This window comes from Mesobacillus thioparans (assembly GCF_965138835.1).
Taxonomy (GTDB): domain Bacteria; phylum Bacillota; class Bacilli; order Bacillales; family Cytobacillaceae; genus Mesobacillus; species Mesobacillus thioparans.
The window spans coordinates 538,232-555,986 of record NZ_CBCSFH010000001.1 but is presented as its reverse complement, the minus strand read 5'-3'; the positions used below and the strand labels follow the sequence as shown (position 1 = coordinate 555,986).

Annotated in this window: 15 protein-coding genes; 11 read left to right on the top strand and 4 right to left on the bottom strand. The window is 42.5% G+C overall.

The genetic code is table 11. The features are described 5' to 3' along the window. Positions 1 to 90: 90 nt before the first annotated feature. Together ACNAZ4_RS02860 and ACNAZ4_RS02855 are read right to left on the bottom strand one after the other, a co-directional pair. A complete protein-coding gene (locus tag ACNAZ4_RS02860) occupies positions 91 to 450 on the bottom strand; it encodes a Na-translocating system protein MpsC family protein (protein ID WP_144474610.1) in 360 nt (119 codons plus the stop codon). Between the two features lie 113 nt (positions 451 to 563). Further along, entirely contained in the window at positions 564 to 1,826 is a 1,263-nt protein-coding gene (locus ACNAZ4_RS02855) for an L-lactate MFS transporter (protein ID WP_415812673.1), read from the bottom strand. Positions 1,827 to 2,299: 473 nt separating this feature from the next. Between ACNAZ4_RS02855 and fdhD the strand changes: the two genes are divergently transcribed. From fdhD to ACNAZ4_RS02800, 11 genes are all read left to right on the top strand, one after another. After that, complete coding sequence (gene fdhD / locus ACNAZ4_RS02850; RefSeq protein ID WP_415812672.1) at positions 2,300 to 3,088, top strand: formate dehydrogenase accessory sulfurtransferase FdhD; 789 nt, start codon at positions 2,300 to 2,302, stop codon at positions 3,086 to 3,088. Positions 3,089 to 3,598: 510 nt separating this feature from the next. Next, positions 3,599 to 4,354 (top strand): transporter substrate-binding domain-containing protein, encoded by a 756-nt coding sequence (locus ACNAZ4_RS02845; protein ID WP_415812995.1) that lies wholly within the window; start codon positions 3,599 to 3,601, stop codon positions 4,352 to 4,354. 125 nt (positions 4,355 to 4,479) lie between these two features. Then, complete coding sequence (locus ACNAZ4_RS02840; protein ID WP_415812671.1) at positions 4,480 to 5,139, top strand: amino acid ABC transporter permease; 660 nt, start codon at positions 4,480 to 4,482, stop codon at positions 5,137 to 5,139. 10 nt (positions 5,140 to 5,149) lie between these two features. Next, complete coding sequence (locus ACNAZ4_RS02835) at positions 5,150 to 5,890, top strand: amino acid ABC transporter ATP-binding protein (RefSeq protein ID WP_415812670.1); 741 nt, start codon at positions 5,150 to 5,152, stop codon at positions 5,888 to 5,890. A gap of 268 nt (positions 5,891 to 6,158) precedes the next feature. Further along, positions 6,159 to 7,721, top strand: a complete 1,563-nt coding sequence (locus ACNAZ4_RS02830) for a BCCT family transporter (RefSeq protein ID WP_415812669.1) — start codon at positions 6,159 to 6,161, stop codon at positions 7,719 to 7,721. Positions 7,722 to 8,042: 321 nt separating this feature from the next. After that, positions 8,043 to 8,732: a DUF975 family protein gene (locus ACNAZ4_RS02825; protein WP_415812668.1), complete on the top strand. Its 690-nt coding sequence runs from the start codon at positions 8,043 to 8,045 to the stop codon at positions 8,730 to 8,732. Between the two features lie 216 nt (positions 8,733 to 8,948). Then, positions 8,949 to 9,479 carry a DinB family protein gene (locus ACNAZ4_RS02820; protein ID WP_415812994.1) on the top strand — a complete coding sequence of 177 codons (531 nt, stop codon included), beginning with the start codon at positions 8,949 to 8,951 and terminating at the stop codon, positions 9,477 to 9,479. 99 nt (positions 9,480 to 9,578) lie between these two features. Further along, complete coding sequence (locus tag ACNAZ4_RS02815) at positions 9,579 to 10,193, top strand: sterol desaturase family protein (RefSeq protein WP_415812667.1); 615 nt, start codon at positions 9,579 to 9,581, stop codon at positions 10,191 to 10,193. Between the two features lie 180 nt (positions 10,194 to 10,373). Then, on the top strand, positions 10,374 to 10,910 hold the full coding sequence (locus ACNAZ4_RS02810) for an NfeD family protein (RefSeq protein WP_415812666.1): 537 nt from the start codon (positions 10,374 to 10,376) through the stop codon (positions 10,908 to 10,910). Positions 10,911 to 10,921: 11 nt separating this feature from the next. Continuing rightward, positions 10,922 to 12,457 carry an SPFH domain-containing protein gene (locus ACNAZ4_RS02805; RefSeq protein WP_415812665.1) on the top strand — a complete coding sequence of 512 codons (1,536 nt, stop codon included), beginning with the start codon at positions 10,922 to 10,924 and terminating at the stop codon, positions 12,455 to 12,457. A 153-nt stretch (positions 12,458 to 12,610) separates the two neighbouring features. Then, positions 12,611 to 13,519: a nuclease-related domain-containing protein gene (locus tag ACNAZ4_RS02800; RefSeq protein ID WP_415812664.1), complete on the top strand. Its 909-nt coding sequence runs from the start codon at positions 12,611 to 12,613 to the stop codon at positions 13,517 to 13,519. A gap of 471 nt (positions 13,520 to 13,990) precedes the next feature. Here the strand turns inward: ACNAZ4_RS02800 and ACNAZ4_RS02795 are convergent, their stop codons facing one another. Both ACNAZ4_RS02795 and ACNAZ4_RS02790 read right to left on the bottom strand, forming a co-directional pair. Then, positions 13,991 to 16,855, bottom strand: coding sequence for an ABC transporter permease subunit (locus ACNAZ4_RS02795; RefSeq protein ID WP_415812663.1), 2,865 nt, complete (start codon positions 16,853 to 16,855; stop codon positions 13,991 to 13,993). Beyond that, complete coding sequence (locus ACNAZ4_RS02790; RefSeq protein WP_415812662.1) at positions 16,852 to 17,739, bottom strand: ABC transporter permease; 888 nt, start codon at positions 17,737 to 17,739, stop codon at positions 16,852 to 16,854. Before ACNAZ4_RS02790 ends, ACNAZ4_RS02795 begins: the two co-directional genes overlap by 4 nt. Between the last annotated feature and the right edge of the window lie 16 nt (positions 17,740 to 17,755).

Genomic DNA, 17,755 nt, shown 5'->3' with positions numbered 1-17,755 from the left:
CGAAAAAAAAACCACCGTTTTCCGAATTAATACTTCGGAAATAAACGGTGGTTAGTCTTTAGCAGGGTCGCTGCCAAGTGCCATACCTGATCAGTTGTTGAATTTCGCCTGGATGTCTTCATCAAAAACAAAGATGGACATTCCGAAATCCCGATCGATATCTATGTCTACAAATAGTTCGACAAGCTTGCAGCCAAGGAATTCTTCCATTTCAAGCGGAGGATTCTTCCGGTACATTTCTTTCACCATTTCCGTCCTGGCTGCTCGCAGTGCCTGCTTGCCTTCATTAGCAGATGCAATGAACTTTTCAACTGGCGATAAATTTCCTTCCATTTCGCATATCGCCCACTTTTTGCAGAAGGTAGTGGTTATTTTGCTAGGCCCTTTGCCCATATGCTTTTTGCGGAAAGAACGGACCAAGTTGCTGAACTCTGCCTCGTATTTATTCATGTTATCCTCCTGTCATCCATAGAGGTTATAAGATGATTGGTATTTTACCATACTGTGAGGCGCTTGAGCCAGATATTTCTTGAATCGAAGCTTTTTAATTCTTTAAGAAAAAATTAACCAGCCAATCTTTCATTTGCTTCATTTTGGTCGCGGAGCTTTTTGATATCACGGCGAATCAAGATGGAAACCGCCAGGGCGACAACGAACAGTCCGCTGAAGAATGTCAGGCTTGATGCATAGCTTCCGGTAGTATCCTTCATCCATGCTGAAAACATTGGTCCTGCCAAGCCGGCAGCAGCCCAGGCCGTAAGGATGTAACCATGAATCGCACCTAGCTGTTTCGTGCCAAAAATATCGCCGATGAAGGCCGGAATAGCTGAAAAACCGCCGCCGTACATTGTGTACACTACTGCCAGCATGATCTGAAAAAGAAATGCTTCTTTTGTATGCGGCAACAGCATGAACAATACAATTTGAGTCGCAAAGAAAATCGTATACGTATTCGGACGTCCGATATAGTCAGAAATCGAAGCCCATGCAATACGGCCGAAGCCGTTGAATAGACCCATGATGCCAACGAGTGCTGCAGCTTCAGCTGTTGTCAGGCCAATACTTTCTTCTGCCAAAGGTTTTGCAGCCGAAAGAATGGCAATCCCGCAGGTGACGTTGATGAACAGCATGATCCATAGGTAGTAAAAGCGGGAAGTCTTAATGGCTTCGTTTGCAGTCAGCTGTGAAAGATCCTTTTTAACCTTTACTTTTCCAGCTCTAGCTTTTTCCTTGAAACCTTCAGGAACCCAATCAACAGGCGGCTTTTCAAGATACAGTGATGATAATGTCATGATTATGAAATAAGCTGCGCCTAAAATGTAAAAAGTATTGGCAGTTCCAACAGACTTGATCAAAGAATCCATGATTGGGCTGCTGATGGCGGCCGCGAATCCAAAACCCATGATCGCAAGTCCCGTGGCAAGTCCGCGTCTGTCAGGAAACCATTTAACCAAAGTAGAGACAGGAGCAATATAACCAACTCCAAGTCCAATACCACCTAAGACACCATATGTAATATACAATAATGGCAATGATCCAAGATTAACAGCAAGTCCAGAACCTAGAATACCTGCTCCAAAAAAGACTGCTGCTAGAAGGCCGGCTTTCCTTGGTCCGTGTTTTTCAACAAAATGGCCCAAGAACGCAGCTGATAGTCCTAAAAATAAAATGGCAAGGCTGAATGTGAATTGCACTTGCTTCGAACTCCAGCCGAACTCCTCGATCAATGGGTTAGTAAAGTTACTCCAGGCATAAACTGACCCGATGGAAATATGGATGCCAACTGCAGATGCTGCAATCAGCCACCGATTCTTCGTGTTTTTCATACTTTTTCCCCTTTGCTTAGTTAATTTCAATCTGCACATGGCTAAAAGTGATTGTCTCGGAATCTCCCATCCTATGATTCCTGGTATGTACATTTGTGTTGTCATCAAGCGCTTATACAGCCTAAAAAAAACAGAAAACCGCCAATCCCTCCAGCACTGCATTAAATCACACAGTACTTCTGAAGAAAGATTGACGGTTAGATTAAGCAGGTATCGCTACTCAATGGCCAACAGTTAATCGCTTACATTCCCTAACACCTTAACCGAAGACAGGGACGCTATCTCGAATCAAAATGTTACAGATTTGTGAACTTCGAAAAAATTTTATCACTTCTCAAATGCAGATGCAACACCTTTTAGACTTACCAAATCAATTTTACACTACAGTCGTGTTGTAAATTTTTCTTGAGAAAACGAAAAGACTGTGTTTAGATTTTAAGTATTCTCAAATTCTCAAGATTCAGGTGAAGGCTATGTTGGAAAATATGAGTGATAAATACACGATTACGAAATATCATGATGGACAATTCCAGGATGTAGAGGATGTCATTGTGAATGAGTTCCCGTTGACGATTTTTGTGAACGAAATGGAGTTCGCAACCATGGTCTGCACTCCGACTCATTTTGAGGAAATGGTTGTCGGCTTCCTGGCATCCGAAGGGGTGATCCGATCCTATAACGACATCCATTCACTCAGCATTGACGAAAGCAGGGGTTATGCTTACGTCATGCTAAAAGTGAATATGACAACGAACCAGGAATATTATTCAAAACGTTTTATTGGCTCATGCTGCGGGAAAAGCCGGCAGTTTTATTTTCACAATGATGCGAGGACAGCAAAGACATCGATGTCCAAAACGAGAATCACCGCGGCCCAGAGCATTGAACTTATGAACCAGATGCAGAACAATTCACAGGTTTTCCTTGAAACTGGCGGCGTACATAATGCAGCCCTCTGCTCTCCTGAAGAAATTATCGCGGTGAGGACGGATATTGGGCGCCATAACGCCCTCGATAAATTATATGGATATAGTATTTTAAATAGGGTACCAGTTAGGAATAAAATCATCGTTTTCAGCGGCCGGATTTCCTCGGAGGTTTTGTTGAAGGCAGCGAAGATTGGCGTCGGGATCGTCCTCTCAAAATCCGCACCAACAGATTTGGCAATCAAACTGGCCAAGGATTTGAACATCACGGCAGTTGGTTTTATCAGAGGGAAATCGTTCAATGTCTATTCTTGTCCAGAGAGAATTGTAGATTAATAGCTTTAGTGCTTTTGTCGTGCCATCTAATAACTTCATAAAAAAAATTTAGTGAAGCCAGGCTCTTTTTTAAGGGTTCTGGCTTTTTCCAGTATAATGTAATATTTCCGCACACCTTGTCGTACAAAGAAGAATCGAGAGTATAGATGAGTATATGGTGGGAAAAGGGAGGCTCACCAAGCTGAGTGCAGGAGAAGGTGGAATATCCTATGATTTCACGAATTATCAGATAATTTGAATTTTGAAAGTATATTACACGATTGTTACAATTATATTCATAAACATATTTTTGGATGTTTAGATTTTCATTGCCCAAAAGTACAAAAGAACTGTTTTCTAAAATAATAGTTTACTGTATGAGCCAAGCGGGTATATGAATTTTAGGGTGAATGTTGCGGTTTTTCATACATAGTTTTTGAAGACCGATTAACAGAATAAATATTTAAAGAAAATAATGATTATGAGGGGGAGTTTTAAACAGTGAAAAAAATTTTAACATTATTCATTCTAATGGTGACCATGATCGGTCTCCTGGCTGCTTGTGGCAGTGATGAAAAAACTTCTGGCGAAGGCGGAATGGACCTGGCTGAGAAGGGTAAGTTCACTTTTGCGTCATCTGGTGAGTTTAAGCCGTTCAGCGTAACGGATGGAAGCGGCAAGATGACCGGTTTTGACATCGATGTTGCAGAAGCAGTCGCAAAGGAACTCGGCCTTGAACCAAACCAAAAGAAGTTCAAGTTTGCCAGTATCGTTGAAGGGGTTAAGTCAGGACGCTTTGATGCTGCTGTTGCCAGCCATACCATCAATGAGGATCGTTTGAAGGCAGTTGATTTTTCAACACCATATTACTATTCTGGTCCGCAGATCTTTGTCAGACCTGACAGCGATGTTGAGAAGCTTTCTGATTTAGAAGGATTGGAAATTGCTGTTTCAAAAGGTTCTACTTACGCAAAGACAGCTGAAGAAGTGACAGATAATATTGTGCTTTATGACAGTGACGTAACAGCTCTGGAAGCGTTGGCCAATGGAAGGCACGACGCTGTTATAACGGACTTTATTACAGGTAAGGAAGCAATGGGTGCCGGCCTTAAAATTGAGGGCAAGGAGCTTCTTGGCCGAAGCGAACAGGCAATTGCCATAGCCAAAGACAACGATGAATTACTGAAAAAAGTCAACGAAGCATTGGAAACCTTGAGAGAAAATGGAACGTTGAAAGAAATCAGTGAAAAATATTTCGGTGAAGACATCACGGCTAAACCGGAGTAATAGGTTGTCAACCTGGGACGAATGTGCGGTATTACTGCACATTCGTTTCTGCTTAAAAACGATGTTTGCCAACAAGAGCAAACAAATGAAGCACGATAATGAGCCCACAGGGAGTTGAATGAATTTTGCCAAGTCTATCGCATGTTATAGAAGTATTTTTTGACACATACGACATTTTCCTCAAAGGCATGCTGCTCACATTGCAAGTTACTGCAATCTCGATTTTCATTGCTATTTTCATAGGATTGTTTTTTGCTTTCTTAAAAATATCAGGAGTTAAAGTGCTGGAATGGATTGCGGATGTCTATATTTATCTGGTCAGGGGAACTCCGTTGATCGTCCAGATTTTCATCTTCTATTTTGGTATGACCAATCTGAACATTTCTGCATTCTGGTCAGTGGCCCTAGGTCTTGCTTTCCACAATGGTGCCTATATCGCCGAGATTTTCAGGGGAACCATCCAGTCCATTGACAAAGGACAGATGGAAGCCGGCCGCTCACTTGGGATGAGCAGGACCCTTACTATGAGAAGAATCATCCTTCCGCAGGCTTTCCGTCGTGCCCTGCCTCCACTTGGGAATCAATTCATAATTGGTCTCAAGGATTCATCATTAGCAGCTTTCATAGGAATGTATGAATTATTCAATGTAGCGACAACAAAAGGTGCAAATGACTTCGACAATATGACGTATTTGCTCATTGTTGCCGTTTACTATCTATTCCTTGTTTACCTGATTTCTGTTCTTGTTGGATTGATTGAGAAAAAACTATCGGTAAGTGATTAAGGGGGAAACTATGTTGGACGGACGAGATATGATCAATGTGAAAAAATTGAATAAATCATTTGGCGACCTTCATGTTTTGAAGGATGTTGATATAACTGTAAAAGAAAGCGACGTGGTCTGCCTGATTGGCGCAAGCGGATCTGGTAAAAGTACCTTGCTGCGCTGCCTGAATTTCCTGGAAATCAAAGATAATGGCCAAATTATCATTGAAGGCGAGGAAATAAATGCTGATAGCCATGATGTGAATAAAGTACGCCAGAAAATCGGCATGGTATTTCAGCACTTTAACCTGTTTCCTCACAAAAACGTAATCGAAAACATTATAGAGGCTCCAGTCCATGTGAAGGGTGTCAGCAGGGAACAGGCGATCAAGGAAGCAAAGGAACTGCTTGCAAAGGTCGGACTGGCTGATAAAGAAAAAGTGTATCCATCAAAGCTGTCAGGCGGACAGAAGCAGAGGGTTGCAATCGCCAGGGCCCTTGCGATGAAACCTGACATCATGTTGTTTGATGAGCCAACATCGGCACTTGACCCTGAATTGGTCGGAGAAGTTTTGGCGACCATGAATGAGCTTGCGGAAGAAGGCATGACCATGGTTGTCGTAACACATGAAATGGGTTTTGCCCGAGAAGTGGCTGACTGGGTCGTTTATATGCATGGAGGCCGGATCGTTGAAGTTGGACACCCAGAGGAATTCTTTGAGAATCCAACTGAAGAACGTACCCGTGAATTCTTAAGCAATACATTTTAATGGATGAACGCTTAGGTCACTAAGCGTTCATTTTGCTTTCTTAGGGGTAGGCTATCTTCGTAAACTACCTTGCTATACATAAAGAGTGAAAACCGAAGTGTATGGGTTTGAAAAACAACAATGCATGAAAATTAAGTTTCGCTGTGGATAATCAAGTGAAATAAATTGCAGAATAATTACATACACGAAGCTGCATATATGTTTCTATGCATAATTTAAGAGACTACATATTACATAACTGAAAATCACAGAACTTTTGGAGGGTGACATGCTCAAAAATATATTATCTAACTTTGTTTTTACCGTCTCAGCTGCTGTGATCTTATTGTTCGTCGTAGTCGGGGCTGCCATGCCAGGGAAGTTTGGAGATGTAGCTGGTAAGTTGTTTGGTTTTACAACGGTTAATTTCGGCTGGTTCTATTTGCTGGCTGTGTTCATTATTGTTTTGTTCTTGATTGGACTGGCTGTTAGTAAGTATGGGGCAATCCGGCTGGGCGGTGAAGGTGAGCGGCCTGAATTCTCGTTTTTCACCTGGATTGGCATGCTTTTTTCAGCTGGATTCGGGGCAGGTCTTGTATTCTGGGGAATCGCAGAACCTATGAGCCACTTTTTCAACACTCCGTTCGCAGACATTGAAGGAGAATCCCGCAGTGCAGCAAGAGTTGCCATGGGCTATTCCTTTTTCCACTGGGGACTTAGTCAATGGTCCGTTTTTGCGATTGTAGGACTGGTAATCGGGTTCCTGCAATTCCGTAAGCAAAAGAACGGTTTGGTCTCTACTGCTCTAGAGCCAATTACAGGCACAAAGCCAGCAGTGAAAAATACAATAGATACACTTGCGGTTGTCGCAACGGTCATGGGGATCGCAACATCTGTCGGGCTTGGTGTCCTGCAAATGAATGGCGGATTGAATGCTGTGTTGGGGACTGGCAATTCAATCGGCATCCAAATGATCATCATTTTAATCATCTTCATTGCCTATATGATTTCCTCTTCAACCGGACTCGATAAAGGGATTGCGATGCTGAGCAATCTAAATCTTGGGATAGCCCTGGTTCTGCTTGTGTTCGTCCTGATTGCCGGTCCAACGGTCTTTATTATGGAAAGCTTCACACTCGCGATCGGGGATTATTTTGCTAACTTCATCCAATACAGCCTAAGGCTGCAGCCTTACCAAGAAGGAACCTGGACAAGGGATTGGACTATTTTCTACTGGGCATGGGCGATTGCCTGGTCGCCATTTGTCGGCGCATTCGTTGCCCGGGTTTCAAAGGGAAGAACCATACGCGAATACATTTTTGGAGTAATGGTGATCCCACCTGTCATTGCCTGCCTTTGGATTGCGGCATTCGGCGGGACTGCATTATGGAATGACCTTCATAACGACACAGGTATTGCTGCGGCAGTAGATGCGGATTTAACCTCTGCTTTATTCAAGACATTTGAAGTCCTGCCGTTTACGACCGTTTTATCGGTCTTATCAATCATCTTGATTTTTACATTCCTGGTAACATCCGCTGACTCTGCAACCTATATACTGGCAAGCATGACTACTTCAGGCTCCTTGAACCCGCCGCGATTTGCAAAAATCGTCTGGGGTTCTCTGATGGCGGCGATTTCCGCAGTTCTCTTATATGCAGGCGGACTTGAAGCGTTACAGACAGCTTCATTGATTGCAGCACTTCCATTCACCGTCCTGCTGCTGCTGTTGATGTTCGCCATCCTTAAGCTTCTTAAGAAAGAACCATTGCCTATCAGGCCGGCAGATTTAAGGAGATTCAGGAGACTTGAGAAAGCGGCAAGCAAGGAACAGGAGCAAAACAAAAAGTGATACAAGCATTCTTTCAATAGAAATATTAAGCAGTTCCAGACTGCAGAGAAGCCCGATTTTTCCAGGCTCCTCTGCAGTCTTTAGTTTTGGGAAAATTAACAAAAAAACAGATATTTAAAGGAAAGGCAGAATATCCGATATAATAACCATGTAACCAATATGAAATCCTAACAAAGGATGTTTGCCAGCGATGTTTATTATAAATTTTGATTATCGCCCGAAAGTGTTTCGTAAAATATTCGATGTATTTGTTGATCATCTTTAAAATATACATGGTGTATCATCGTATTGGCGGTACCAACAATTATAGGAGGAAAGAGAATGAGATTATCGATTTCACAAATTAAAAAGAAAGCCCTGGCGTCACTGAAAGGAAAATGGGGCATTAGTGCCGCCTTAACGTTCATTATCTTCTTGATCTCGACAATACTGCCGGGCATTGTAGAGGTTATCTTGAGTGGCGGTGTTACTGAGTGGGCGAATCAGACTGACACCCCTCTCATTGCAGATATGGTTAATATTCTTGTCTCTTTTTTATTTATTCCATTGACAGTTGCCACCTACTGGTTCTTTCTGGTCATTGCCAGGTGGAATAACCCAAAGATTTCTGAAGTCTTTGCCGTATATAAACAATGGGAGCTCTCACTGAAGGTTATCGGAACTTCCATCCTCGTCGGAATCTTCACAATCCTATGGTCTTTATTATTAATTATCCCAGGGATTATCAAAGGAATTTCCTATTCCCAAGTATTCTTCCTGCTCAAGGATAATCCTCAGCTCTCGGCACTAGAAGCAATCACTGAAAGTAAAACCAGAATGAAGGGGTACAAATGGAAATACTTCCTCCTAAATCTTAGTTTTATAGGGTGGGCATTCATTGCGGTTTTCACCCTTGGAATTGGATTCTTGTGGCTGGCTCCGTATGTAAGCACGGCAAATGCGACTTTTTATAATGAACTGATCGCTCCACAAGATCATGAAGATGCAAAGTCTCCTGATCTGGCAATCTGATTTTTCAGGCTCAGCTAAATTATAGCTGGGCTTTTTTTGACAGCGCCTGGACAGTTAATCTCATTTGGAAAATGCCAGATTCGCTTCTGCTCATTTTAATTCCAAGCAAGATAACTCCGTGAAACTTTTCAGGAATATTAAAGGATAATCAAGGAAACTGGCGAATAGTAATAAGTTCAGAAAGTTAGAGGAACGGAGGAAAAACTAGTGTTTGATATGTCTACGATATTTCTGGTGGATCAGAAAGAAGGGTTTACTCCGAACATCAGCCATTTGGTGTCGATGATGAATTATACGCGGAAAACCACTCTTGAGGCGGTTGAGGGTCTTTCTGCCGAAGAATTGGATTATCTTGTACATGATGAAGCAAACTCTATCGGGATGCTGCTGGGCCATATGGCTGCTGTTGAACGCGTGTATCAAATTATCACATTTGAAAAGCGCTTCCCCACTGAAGAAGAGGAACGAACTCTTTCTCCTGGATTGGAACTCGGCGAGAAAGGAAAAGAAGCCTTCAAAGGGTTTCCGCTTGAGCATTATCTTGAGGAGCTTCAAACGGTGCGGAATGAAACGTTTGAAAAATTCATGTCACTATCAGATGCTTGGTTGTTTGAGCAGACCGACTGGTGGTGGAACCAGCCTGGGAACAATTACTTCAAATGGTTCCATGTGTTTGAAGACGAAATCAACCATCGCGGCCAGATCAGGATGATTAAAAAAATGTACAGTAAAGAACTTGTAAGATAACATATCCGATGCCTGCGGAGAGGGTCGCAGGTTGTTTTCATTGTATATTGATTGAATAGTCAGATAATAGTACAATGGATTTAAAAAAGGGGCTTTATAATGATGAAGCAATATAAGGACTTTCTGTTATTTCCCGATATCAGTATCTTGATGGTTTTAGTTTTAACTGGCATCGGGATGTCAATATGGAGAGGCGTGACATGGTCCATGTTGTTATTTTTCATGACCGGAATGATTACATTCGCTTTGAGCGAATATTTTACCCACCGTTTTTTCTTTCATATCAAAGCACCGAAAAAACCATTATTCTTAAGGTTCATGAAAAGGATCCACTATGACCACCACACTGACCCGAACGATCTAAAGCTGTTGTTCCTGCCATTGTGGTACAGCCTTCCCGGCTTTTTGATCTTGTCGTCTCTAATTTATCTAGTTACGTTTAATCTAAGTCTGACAATTGCGTTTGGCACCGGGCTGATGGCCATGCTGCTGGTCTATGAGTGGAAGCATTATGTTGCCCACCGGCCGATTAAGCCAAGAACCAAATTCGGACGTTGGGTGAAAAAAGTCCATATTCTTCATCACTATAAAAACGAAAATTTCTGGTATGGTGTCAGCACACCTTTTGCCGATTACTTATTCGGGACTTTCCGGAATGAGAAGGATGTTGAAACGAGCAAAACAGCAAAGGATTTGGAAAAACGGGCATTATAGAAGAAAGCCTGTTCCCTCTATTAGGGAGCAGGCTTTCATTATGGATGTAAAAAGAATGAACTATTTTTCTACAAATTTTTAAAGTTTTGAAACTTATTACCAGTCCAATCGTATTACATATCAAGAAATAAATGGAATAAGGGAGGGTTCCGATTTCGATTTTAACAAGGGGTGAGGATTATGGAGATGTTTGGTACGCCATTAGAAACGATTTATTTATATGGATTGGTGATCTCGGGTGTTGTCACGATTCTTTATTTATTTTTCGGTGATGCCCTAGAAGGAATTACAGAAGGAATTCCTTTCGTGAATCCGACCTTGATTTTTTCATTCGTGACGATTTTTTCTGCAGGTGGATATTTAGGAGAAATATTCACAAGTTTGAACAGCATATTGATTGCTGGAGTTTCAGCCATTATTGCTCTTATTCTTGTCACTTTATTGAATGTGTTTGTATTGATTCCTTTATCGAATGCCGAGGAGTCACTTGTCTATAAAGAGAGCGACTTGCGGGGAAGAATTGGAACCGTCATCACCGGAATTCCGTCAGATGGCTATGGAGAAGTCTTGATCGAGAATATTAGCGGCCGCATCTCCAAACCGGCAGTCAGCTTCAATAACAGCAATATTCCTTATGGAAAAAAAGTACTCGTGATCGATATTGAAAACGGGGTACTGCAAGTGAAACTATATGAAGAATTAGAGACTTATATTTAGGAGGAGAAGGTATGGATTTAATGTTTATTGTTATTGGTTTTGTAGTATTTTTAATCATCGCATTGGTCGCGGTTTTCGTTTCCAAGTATAAAACAGCGGGACCGGATGAAGCCCTGATTGTAACGGGCAGTTTCCTCGGCAGCCGCAATGTGCACACAGATGAATCGAATAATAAGATAAAAATCATCAGGGGCGGCGGTACGTTCATCTTCCCAGTGTTCCAGCAGTCACGTCCACTCAGCCTGCTGTCCAGCAAGCTTGAAGTAACGACTCCGGAAGTTTACACAGAGCAAGGCGTGCCAGTAATGGCGGATGGAACAGCTATAATCAAAATTGGCGGGTCCATCAGTGAAATTGCAACGGCAGCTGAACAGTTCCTTGGCAAGACAAAAGAAGACAGGGAAAATGAAGCGAAGGAAGTTCTGGAAGGCCACTTGCGGTCAATCTTGGGGTCGATGACTGTAGAAGAGATCTATAAAAACCGTGATAAATTCTCCCAGGAAGTCCAGCGTGTCGCTTCCCAGGACCTTGCAAAAATGGGGTTAGTGATCGTTTCGTTTACGATCAAAGATGTCCGAGATAAAAATGGATACCTTGATTCGCTTGGTAAACCTAGAATTGCCCAGGTAAAACGTGATGCAGATATCGCCACTGCTGATGCGGAAAAAGAAACACGCATCAAGAAGGCCGAAGCAGATAAAGAAGCCAAGAAAGCCGAATTTGAACGTGCGACTGAAATCGCCGAAGCTGAAAAAATCAATGGGTTGAAAATGGCTGAATTCCGCCGTGAGCAGGACATTGCCAAGGCCCGTGCCGACCAGGCTTATGATCTGGAAAATGCCCGTGCACAGCAGGAAGTAACAGAACAGGAAATGCAAGTCAAGATCATCGAGCGCCAAAAGCAAATCGAGCTCGAGGAAAAAGAAATCCTCCGCCGTGAGCGCCAGTATGATTCAGAGGTCAAGAAAAAAGCCGATGCCGACCGTTATTCTGTTGAGCAATCCGCAGCTGCTGACAAAGCCAAACAAATCGCTGAAGCTGATGCAAATAAATATCGTATCGAAGCGATGGCTCGTGCCGAAGCAGAAAAAGTCCGTATGGATGGTCTTGCGAAAGCGGAAGCAGAAAGAGCTAAGGGTGAATCAGAAGCTGAAATCATCCGCCTGAAAGGTCTTGCAGAAGCAGAAGCGAAAGAGAAAATCGCAGAAGCATTCGAACAGTTCGGCCAGGCCGCAATCCTCGACATGATCGTTAAAATGCTTCCTGAATACGCGAAGCAAGTTGCAGCACCACTTGGCAACATTGACAAGATCACAGTTGTCGATACTGGCGGAAGCGACGCCAATGGAGGAGCGAACAAGGTAACAGGCTATGCCACAAACCTGATGTCGACACTTCAAGAATCACTTAAAGCTTCATCTGGAATCGACGTAAAAGAATTGATCGAAAACTTCTCAGGAAAAGCGAATGTCAGGCACAGCATCGATTCATTGACTGATGGGATTCGCGAAACCAAGACGAAAGCTGTGAAACAACAGGAAGAATAAGATGAAAACCCGTCAGGAGCAATGATTCTTGGCGGTTTTTTTTTGTATTCAGGTTCACCTAACCAGAATATTAACGATGAAAAAGTTAACGGAAAATTCACATTAATAAAATGCGATTTGGATTAAAATGAACTTAAAGAAAGGAAGTGGATTATGTTACTTAAAAAAAGAAGTGAGTCTAAGGAATTAGTAGTAATGCGCTATCTAAACACGCGAATGGAGTTGCCTGCCGGTGATAAATTCCAGCTTGCAAATCTGGAAAAGGGATACAAAGGAGAGATTAAATTTGACCGGATGACGGAAAATCTCTCTGAGGAAAGGTATATCATTGATGACATTCTACTCCAGGTAAGTAATTCTTATTTTCAAATTGATAAGCTTATAATCTCGGGGGGATTGATACACCTATTGGATGTGAAATATCATGAAGGTGATTTCTACTGGGAATCAGATAAATTTTACTCATTGAAAAGTGGCAAAGAATACAAAAACCCAGTCATACAATTAAAGCGAAGCGAGACACTCTTTCGCCAACTCCTTCAAAACCTCAAATTAAATTACCTCGTCCAGGCTTCAGTCGTATTCAACAACCCTGAATTCACCCTTTACCAAGCCCCCATGGACCAACCAATCATTTTACCAACTCAGGTTAATCGCTTTTTAAAGGAACTTAACGATACACCCTCCAAGTTGGACGAGAACCATAAAATACTCGCCCAAAAACTGCTCTCATTACACCATGATAAAAATCCGTATACCACTCTGCCTGAATACGATTACGAACAATTGGAAAAGGGAATGCACTGCCGGGGGTGTGGGTCATTTAATACAGCTATAAAAAAACGGCATCTAGTCTGCGGAAAGTGTGGAAGCTCTGAAAATGTGGAACAAGCAATCTATCAGCAAATAGAAGAATTCAAGATACTCTTTCCAGAAAGAAAGGTTACGGCAGAAAGTATCTATGACTGGTGCAATATAGATCTGAATAAGAGAAGGATAACCAGAGTCTTAAAAAAGTTCTATACAGCAACAGGAACCACGTCGGATACTTACTACAAATAATGTGTAGATACAAATTGGGAGAGCCTAAGAAGCCATACTTTTGAAGGAGATACAGGTTCGGACAAAACATGGATGCAAAGCCTGGAAATTGTCTGAAGCAGGTACAGGTTCGGACAAAACAGAGAAGGAAAGCCNTNAATTTGTCNGAAGNAGGTACAGGTTCGGACAAAANAGAGAAGCCCAGCCATAAATTTGTCTGAAGTAGGTNCAGGTTCGGACAAAAAAGAGAACCCAAGCCGTCAATTTGTCTGAATCAGGTACAGGTTCGGACAAAACGGAGAAGCAAAGCCATAAATATGTCTGAAGCAGGTGCAGGTTCGGACAAAACGGAGAAGCAAAGCCATTATATTGTCCGAACCTGTACACAAACCGACCACTTTTTATGTAATGAAGTTAGCCTGTTGGACGACTAATGACCGATCAAATAAAAATCGCCCGAGCCCCCTCCAACCAGCTCAGGCGAAAACTAAACTAATATTCTCTCCCCTCAGGCTTCAGCCAACTATCAAAATATCCTTTTGCCTGTGGATGGCCGGCCTTTTCGAAGTGCGTGATCACATCGTGGCCAGATGCATTTTTATTTGTGTACTCGTTTACATATTGTTTCAAGGCTTTATCAACTTTACCGGCTTTGACCAGATAGTCCAGTTCTGCATACATATTGTAGCCTTGTATGCCCATCATGACGGCATAATCATTTAAATTCTTAAAGTCATTCAGTGGGCTGCTTATGTATTGGCCTTCTTTTTGGATTCTTGCGATTTCTTCCTGCTGTTTTATTTGCTCTTCGGCCGAACTACTGGCGAGGTAGCCTCTTGCGCCCATGTAAGATTTCATTGAATAGCTGGCGAGAGTTTCATTCACCCATGGTTCTTTGTATCCATTGCTTCCGACTAATCCTGACAGCCATTGCCGGACCACTCCGTCTGTCATGCTAAGAGAAGTGAAGCTATTATCTGAGAAATTGTAACCAGGTGAAAAAATCATTCCCTGGTATGCCATTTGTGGGTTGCTTTCCCCAGTCCGAATAATATCCAGTTCTTTATAAGGCAATAGTGAATCGTAAAATTCCTCGAAAAAATCGATGGATTGGCCCGCACCCATTGCATTCCTGTTTGCAGTCTGCTGTTTGTCAATGGAAGGGCGGTACCACACATTCACTAAAGTATCATTTTGAGTCATGAATCGTTCAATTTGGTAGTACTGTTTATCCAAAAGGACGACAGAAAAGTCACGAACATTGTCTACATTAACATGATATTGCTGATTATCACCTGCGTTTTCAATTTTAGCTTTAGCTTCTTCTGCATTCGATAGAATTTCGAATTTAGCAGCAGCATTGATTGTCACATCATAATTGGCAGTTTCACTGTAAAAAGGGGTGCCAATTGGCGAATAAGGATCCAGATTCCAGCCGTTTTTATCATATACAGCCTGTGTTGGCAGGAAGTTTCCCAGCCATACTGCTGCATAATCATAGCTTGCATTGCTATAATTCACGGGGAGCTGAAAATTGAATTGAATGTCCAGCTCGGCTGTTGCCTTGTCAGCCCAATTCACCATCTTGATTTCTAAAATCGTTCCATCAATACTGTAATCAGCTTTCTGGTCATTCACTTTGATCTCCTCGATGTCTATCCAGCCAGGCGTCGGTGATGGACCTCGGATAAATTCCCATTCGGGTCCATCAATCGGTTCTTTAAACTGGTTAGGATACAGGTGGAAATAAATTTTTCCCTGGTCAGCCCCGGTGGTATTGGTGGTGGAGACATGCAGATTGCCATTCAAGGTTGCATTACCATCTAGATAAGTCAACTCAGCTTTATAATTGACCGGCTCATGCTCCTTATTGGTATAACTGTAACTAAATAAGTCTTTAGCTTTTTCCGGTTCAGCTGATACTCCCACACTGCTTTCTTCTTTCTTTGCCTTTTCATTACCGACCAACTCAGCGTATGAAAATAAACCCGCCCAAAGTACGAGCGATGCCGTCAATAATGTTGTGAAGACAGGCTTAGGGTATTCTATTACATAGCCTGCAGCCTTTCCCACAACCTTATCGGTAATGCGGTAAACCTTATATCGATTCAAATAACTCCGTGCATTCCTGAGCTTTTCACGAATTACATCACTAATATATTTCTGCTCACCACACTCCTCTTCAGGCTTCTCTGGGACGCCAACCAATACGAATGTTTTAGAAAGGCCGATATCATCTGATTTAACAACATCAACTGCCGTCGATCCAGCCCTTTGCGTGGCAGGCACTATCCCCGCAATATGGTCCTCGATCCCTTTTTTCATCCAGTTCACGGTGATTGCAATGAATGCGATGATCAAGACCGGACTGTAAAACATCCATGGCGCTCTCCTGATCAACCAGAAGTTTTGCCCCGCCATACCGGCAAGTTCGTTCGATATTGTGCGATAGATCAGCCGTGGTTCATTCGTCAGTGCCGTCGGGTGGGGTCCGCCAAGGTATAATGAGAAAATCCCCAGGAATGTTAAAAGCTGAAGCACCGATAAAATCTGCTGGGTGAACAATAACAGTAAATGGGGCTTGATATTTGGCCAGACATGCCTGACCAAAGTATGGAATTTACTTGCGCCCATCAGTGTAGAGCTCAGTACATACGGCTGCTTTTCGATTTCTCCCATCATGTCCAGGATAAAGTAATAGACTCCAGGAAGACCAATCATCATTAAAACCAGTATTTGGTACTCTAATATTACTTTTGCAGAAATTCCTAGTGGCATTGCAGCCACAGGGATGATCAGGATGATTCCGGCCAGCAATGGCGGGATATATCTGAATGGCCAAAAGAAGGCACTGAAATACCGTTTTAAGCCTGGATACCATAATGTCGTCAGCAACGCCAGCAGAATACCTGCAAAGATCCGAACAAAAGTGATGCCGATTACTGCCCCGAGTGTGTATTTCACCCCTACCAGCACCAGGTTCACCATGCTCCTTGCGCCTAAATCGGTTCCAAGCGGGAAGGTCAGGGAAGGTGGCGCTGGAGGCGCTGCGACAAATTTGCCGTTCTTATCAAAAATTAACGGTTCGTTGCTTTCAGGCATAGGTTCAGTGAACCAGCTGACCGCGAACAATAGAATCAGGATCGCAGCACCGATTTTAAAGTTCCTGTGTTTCAGGTTATTGATATATTGAAGAAGTGCAAGGAATCTATAAAATAAGTATTTAATTCCGACACTCAACCCTTTTATCGCTTTGTTCGTATTCATGGTTTTAAGTTCCGTTAATAACCTGACAAAGCCAGTTTTAATATTCTGGGGATTGCCTTTCATCTTCACTAGCTTAAGGATTCTGTTCATATATTCAACCCCCGTGCTTTCCCGGCATTTTTACCGAAAAAAGTTACCAGTCTCTCCACAATGAACACTGGGAGCATAAATACACCAACATAAAATAATATGCTGGCCGGTGAAGCTCCTTGTTCCATCATAAGGTTATACAGTTCCTGTATGTAACCATCCAGGATGAACATGTGTTCCACGAGGACCAGATTCGTTAACACAAGGTAGATGATTGTCTTGAAGTGTATGGACACTATCGGCACTATATTACGGGTCAGATGGGTAAACAGGAGCTGCATTTTCGACAAACCTTTCGCCTGTCCCAGCAGTATATAGTGTTTTTCGAATTCTTCCTCCATTATTTTTATCAGGAATTGCGCAAGAAACAATGAAGGGAGAATGGAGTTGATGATCATAGGGAAAATAAGCGGTTCCTTCCCGGCCAGCCCATACATGGTAACTATGCGGATGTGAAATTCCCGGTATAGCGTGAACAAGACCATCTGAATCATGAAAATAATGAGTAAATCAGGCAATCCCTCAAAAAAGTTCAGGAAATGTTTGACCTTGGAGCGATGAGAATAAGAGAGGTGCATAAATGCATAAGCGATCAAACTTCCTATGAAAATAGTGAATAGCAGACTTACAAAAATGATTTCTATGGAATATGTATACCTGTCGATTACCGTTTCACGGAACCAGCCTTCGAAAAATTGCCAGCTGGATGGCTTGATTAACTGCGTGGATGTTTCTGCCAGCCCTTTAAAAAAAGCGGACAGTTTGATGCCAAGGTGCTCACTATCGCCTCCTCTGAATGTAAAAAGCGCAGGAAATGACATAAAAAAGAGCAGACCCGCTACCGAGGTCAGGGATAATAGGATGTAATGAACTAACTTCTTCATAAGTCCTCCTCTGGAA

Bases quoted from the DNA above. Each gene is read 5' to 3' on its own strand.
- ACNAZ4_RS02860 (WP_144474610.1), bottom strand. From the start codon at position 450: ATGAATAAATACGAGGCAGAGTTCAGCAACTTGGTCCGTTCTTTCCGC.
- ACNAZ4_RS02855 (WP_415812673.1), bottom strand. From the start codon at position 1,826: ATGAAAAACACGAAGAATCGGTGGCTGATTGCAGCATCTGCAGTTGGC.
- fdhD (WP_415812672.1), top strand. From the start codon at position 2,300: ATGTTGGAAAATATGAGTGATAAATACACGATTACGAAATATCATGAT.
- ACNAZ4_RS02845 (WP_415812995.1), top strand. From the start codon at position 3,599: ATGGTGACCATGATCGGTCTCCTGGCTGCTTGTGGCAGTGATGAAAAA.
- ACNAZ4_RS02835 (WP_415812670.1), top strand. From the start codon at position 5,150: ATGTTGGACGGACGAGATATGATCAATGTGAAAAAATTGAATAAATCA.
- ACNAZ4_RS02830 (WP_415812669.1), top strand. From the start codon at position 6,159: ATGCTCAAAAATATATTATCTAACTTTGTTTTTACCGTCTCAGCTGCT.
- ACNAZ4_RS02825 (WP_415812668.1), top strand. From the start codon at position 8,043: ATGAGATTATCGATTTCACAAATTAAAAAGAAAGCCCTGGCGTCACTG.
- ACNAZ4_RS02820 (WP_415812994.1), top strand. From the start codon at position 8,949: ATGTCTACGATATTTCTGGTGGATCAGAAAGAAGGGTTTACTCCGAAC.
- ACNAZ4_RS02815 (WP_415812667.1), top strand. From the start codon at position 9,579: ATGATGAAGCAATATAAGGACTTTCTGTTATTTCCCGATATCAGTATC.
- ACNAZ4_RS02810 (WP_415812666.1), top strand. From the start codon at position 10,374: ATGGAGATGTTTGGTACGCCATTAGAAACGATTTATTTATATGGATTG.
- ACNAZ4_RS02805 (WP_415812665.1), top strand. From the start codon at position 10,922: ATGGATTTAATGTTTATTGTTATTGGTTTTGTAGTATTTTTAATCATC.
- ACNAZ4_RS02800 (WP_415812664.1), top strand. From the start codon at position 12,611: ATGTTACTTAAAAAAAGAAGTGAGTCTAAGGAATTAGTAGTAATGCGC.
- ACNAZ4_RS02795 (WP_415812663.1), bottom strand. From the start codon at position 16,855: ATGAACAGAATCCTTAAGCTAGTGAAGATGAAAGGCAATCCCCAGAAT.
- ACNAZ4_RS02790 (WP_415812662.1), bottom strand. From the start codon at position 17,739: ATGAAGAAGTTAGTTCATTACATCCTATTATCCCTGACCTCGGTAGCG.